Below are 1,911 nucleotides of genomic sequence, written 5' to 3' on the forward strand. Positions count from 1 at the left end.
AAAAGTGCTGATTTGTTTGATAAAATCAACACTTTCAATACTATTTGTCATTTGGAACTACGAAAGTCAGGAAAAATTACAAGACTAATATTAAAAATAAAAAATGTCTGAACAATAAAATTAAAACTTTCACTAGAAAATTCCGCAATCGATAAAATGGTTAAAGACAATAACGCTCCAAATATATTAAATAAATAACCACCTAAAGTGTAAAAAAAATGTTTTATCCTTAAATATTTAGTGTCTTTTGTGTTACTTATATACATACCTGACGTTCCACCTAACAATTCGTTCGTGGTGATAAGAAGTTGTTTTCTTCTACCATCTTTATAGTATATGAGTGGTCCAACATGTAATAAGTGGAATTTAAATTTACAAAAACATCCTAGCGTTAGATGCCCAATTTCATGGATGAATATCACAAAATAGTACAATATAAGAAGATAAATATAAATAAAATAGATATTCGTTCTGTCAAGCTCTAATCTAAAGCCAAATAATTCATCGATTATAATAGGCACAAAAAAAGTTAAAAAGCCAAAAATAACGAGGGTAAGGAAAATATTTGTTAACCTGCGAAACATATCTTTTTACTCACCTCTCTGAAATAATTTTATTCATAAATTAACAAAGTAAATAGATAGAAACCAATTTTCAGCATCTTAATAATAAGATAAATTATTTTTTAAAATACTGCTCAGATTATATGTAGATGGTGATAAACTATATGAATATTTACAAACCACTAGTTACATCTTTCACTTATTTGTACAACAACCAAGGTCACACGAGTTCTTTTCAAGATTTCTTACCTTCAAATATGGTTGTATGGATATTATTTAAAATTACTACAAAATTTTAGTGTATTATTGCAGTGGTGTACCATCTCAATCTATTGATGATAATTATTGGGTTATTCAATTATAGTATTACGCACAAATTGAGAGTTAGAAATGTAAAGGTTTGTGCATTGCTACTATTCAAAAAACAATTTATGGTTTCTATTAATTCAAACTGATATATCTTAAATCGATATTAAGGTAATTAAATTTATGCATATAATTTTTTAAAAAGTGCTACAAACTGTAGATGCTACACCAGATATAACATCTGAAGCTTCTTAGATAATTAAAACCCAAAGAAGTCCTATGTTTTCCAATATCATCCTAGTCTCAAAGTTTTATAAATAAAAATCTTATCTTTTAAGGATTCTATTAAGGATGTCTCTGCAATACTTCACTTTAAAACTAATTTGTTTTTTACTGTTGCTTAGAAAAAAATAATCATTTAAGAAACCTATTTGTAACATGATTAGAGACCGCTTTTGAGGCACCTCCAACAGCACTTAAACTTGCTGCTACAGATATTTTTTTAGTTGCAAGCGTTACGGTTGCCTTTGTGGAAACAGCCTTTATAGCTGAATATATTAGGGTCACCTTTAATGATATTGCTCCACCGTTAACTCCAAAAGCTTCATTACTATTAAGATCTTCAAAAGACGGATCAACAAAACCCAATGCTTCCTTATTCATATTTATTACTCCTCTCTGTATTTTTGCCAAACACACACTTTAATGCTCTATATGTTTAGGCTATTTTTTATGTTTAATACCATTCCGTTTCTATAGATTGATACCTTCACTTACTTTTTCTGATTTCTTTTATGTAGAACATATGACGTATTTACTTAAATATATTAACCTAGATTATTCATAGCCCAATCATAAAACCTGAATAAACCGCATCAAATCAATTAAAAATAACCAATCAATCTTTCACTAATTAAGTGAAAAGGAGCCCGATCTTTGATATTGTATAAGTGATCAAACAAATACAATTGGTAGTGTAAAAAGTTCTATGAAAAGATACTGAATTGGAGGATGAATTCAAAATACAATATGTTTTTTGATC

1 protein-coding gene is annotated in these 1,911 nt (G+C 28.0%); it reads right to left on the bottom strand.

The genetic code is table 11. The features are described from left to right. Window positions 1-1,283 precede the first annotated feature (1,283 nt). A complete protein-coding gene (locus ABD814_RS03010) occupies window positions 1,284-1,532 on the bottom strand; it encodes a hypothetical protein (protein WP_344910204.1) in 249 nt (82 codons plus the stop codon). Window positions 1,533-1,911: the final 379 nt, after the last annotated feature.

The organism is Amphibacillus indicireducens (assembly GCF_039539605.1).
Lineage (GTDB): Bacteria > Bacillota > Bacilli > Bacillales > Amphibacillaceae > Amphibacillus > Amphibacillus indicireducens.